At 65.4% G+C, this 2,677-nt stretch carries 3 protein-coding genes; all 3 read left to right on the top strand.

Annotation, left to right across the window (positions count from 1 at the left end; genetic code table 11):
- On the top strand, window positions 1–1,230 hold a 1,230-nt coding region (locus EPN31_RS16310), incomplete at its 5' end, for a hypothetical protein (protein ID WP_291775765.1).
- 86 nt (window positions 1,231–1,316) lie between these two features.
- Window positions 1,317–1,880: a hypothetical protein gene (locus tag EPN31_RS16305; protein ID WP_027493496.1), complete on the top strand. Its 564-nt coding sequence runs from the start codon at window positions 1,317–1,319 to the stop codon at window positions 1,878–1,880.
- Between the two features lie 66 nt (window positions 1,881–1,946).
- A complete protein-coding gene (locus EPN31_RS16300) occupies window positions 1,947–2,522 on the top strand; it encodes a C40 family peptidase (RefSeq protein WP_291775754.1) in 576 nt (191 codons plus the stop codon).
- Window positions 2,523–2,677: the final 155 nt, after the last annotated feature.

Here is a 2,677-nt window from a genome sequence, read left to right as displayed (position 1 = left end):
GACTCTCCTCTCGTGTGCTTGGCGGCTCACGAGTTGGAGTTTCCCCGATGGACTCCTGTAAACGTCAAACTTCTACTGCCTCCCCGGCAGAGCCGGGGGGACTCCCTCGTTGGTCTAGGCCTCTACAACGAGGCATTGCGCGACTTCCCGCTGAAGAGCCACGTGGCGGCGGACACCGCCATCCCCACGGCGGCACGGTGGAAGGCCGCCGATGCCGCCGACGTCATCGTCAGGCAGGCCGCCGACCGCCGCATCGTCCTGATCAACGAGGCGCACCATGACGCCCACACCCGGCAGCTCACGCTGGCCCTGCTGCCTCGCCTGCGCGCACTCGGCTTCGACCATTTCGCGGCCGAGGCGTTGCTCGACAAGGACGCCAGCCTGATGGGCCGCGGCTATCCGACCGCGGACAGCGGCAGCGACTACCTGCACGAACCCTCGTATGGCGAAATCGTGCGCACGGCGATCAGACTGGGCTTCAAGGTCGTGTCCTACGACGTGGACAGCCGCAGCACGCAGGAGCGCGAGACCGGGCAGGCCAACAACCTGTACCGGAAAGTGTTCGCCAGGAGCCCCGATGCCAGACTGTTCGTCCATGCCGGCTACGCACACATCGACAAGGCCAAGGGGCGCCTGGGCAGCACCGCACCGATGGCCATGCAGCTGCAACAGCTGACTGGCATCGAACCGCTGTCGATCGATCAGACCCAGTTCCGCGAGCAGATTCCCAGCGAAGCGGACCCCTACACGGCACTGGTCGGGAACTTCCCTTCCAAGGGCCCCCTCGTGCTGCTCGACCGCAGCACCGGCAAGCCATGGAGCGCACATCCGGAGCAATACGACATCAACGTGCTGCTGCCACCCGCCGCCGGCCAGCGCGCCGTCGAGAGCGGTTACACCCAGCCTTCGACGATCGTGCACGACATGGTCCGCAACCAGCCCATGCTGGCGCACTTCGTCAACACGCAACGACCGGAGTGGCTCACTTTGCACGACGAACGCCACCCGTACACCATCAGCACCACCCTGTGCCGGGTCACCACGCCCTGTGTCGTCGACGCGCACTACGTCGATGAAGGCAACGACGCCATCGCTGCCGACCGCTACGCCTTCATGCAGGGCGACACGACAAGCAAGCTGTATCTACGACCTGGCCGTTATCGACTGCGCGCCTGGGATACTCGCGGCAGGACCCTGGCTGAGCAGGTCATCACGGTCAACGAGCGCTAGGCCATCGGAAAGCCGCTGGCGTTGCCTGGCGTGGCATCGTGGAACCCCGGTCCGGACCCGCATAACGCATTGCAGGTGGAAAGCTCATGCATCCTGCCGCCACATGGGTCCTGCTGACGCTTGCCATGGCTTGCAGCGGTGCTCACGCCGCGCAAAAGGGAGCGCCATCGAACCTGTTCGATGAGCTGCAGCCGTTGACCGGCGAACTGGCCCGGTACGAATACCTCATCGCGGCAACGCCGCAGTTGACCGGCAACGACCAGTTGCTCGCCCAGCAGATGCTGGCCTTCAGCGAAAACGAACTGGGGCTCTACAGCGAGGCGGTTCGCGATTTCCCGCTGCGCAACGAACTGCCAAAAGGATTGACCGCCCCGCAAGCCGATCGCTGGCAGGCGGTGGACGCGGTCGATGCCATCGACACGCTGGCCGGCAACCGGCACCTGGTGATGGTGAACGAGGCCCCACGTCCCGGCCCTACCGATTGCGCAGCGTGGTGCCGATGGGCGGACCTTGAACGAGCGCGCCATCGTGGTCGCGAGGCCCTGACGCGACCCACCCTGCGGCGGCCAGCGATGCGGCAATGGGCTGCTGTTTCAACCTGGCCGTCAGCAGCGGCCCTGGTTAAGGGTTTCCCTTCAAACAGACATTGAATCAATTGATTTGCATGTGATTTGTCGAATTGATAACCTCGCTGCGTCGCACCCCGAGGTCGTCTGATGCAGCAGAACCCCTCCGTTCCCGAAACGGCCGTGTTGCCGACGCATCGAGCCATGCGGCATGCACTGCTGCTAGCGGCCGTGTTGTTGCTGGCCGCGTGCGCCAGTGGTCCGCAACGGCGACCACCCGGCTCGGGAACATCGCACTCCGCACTGGCCGGCCTGCCGCCGCGCGTGCCTTCGGCCGCCAGCGCCGGCGAGGCGAACGACATCCTGTTCCGCGCGATCGGCCTGGTCGGCACACCGTACCGCTGGGGCGGCAACACGCCCGCCGGCGGCTTCGACTGCAGCGGACTGGTCGACTACATCTACCGCACCGCCGCCAACATCCAGCTGCCGCGCACCTCGCACGAGATGGCCACGATGGATGCCCGCAAGGTGCGCCAGATGACCCAGCTGGCCAGTGGCGACCTGGTGTTCTTCGACATCGGCGGCGCGATCAGCCATGTCGGCGTGTACGTCGGCAAGGGCCGCTTCGTGCACGCGCCGAACAGCGGCGGCACGGTGCGGCTGGACGACATCGACGGGCCGTATTGGGGCGGGCATTTTGCCTATGGGAAGCGGGTGCTGGATTGAGGGTTCCGGCGGGTGAACTATCGGGATCAAGGTTAGCCTGGCGATCCTCTTCCCTGAAAAGCGGCATGGCAGTGGGGGGTTTGAGGTGATCTTGTGCTTTCCCTCTCCAACTCTCCCCCGGAGGGGGAGAGGGCAAACGAATAACGGCGCCCGAC

Source organism: Castellaniella sp. (assembly GCF_004321985.1).
Classification (GTDB): Bacteria; Pseudomonadota; Gammaproteobacteria; order Burkholderiales; family Burkholderiaceae_B; genus Castellaniella.
The sequence above is the reverse complement of the archived record's forward strand: the minus strand, read 5'-3'. Positions and strand labels throughout refer to the sequence as shown.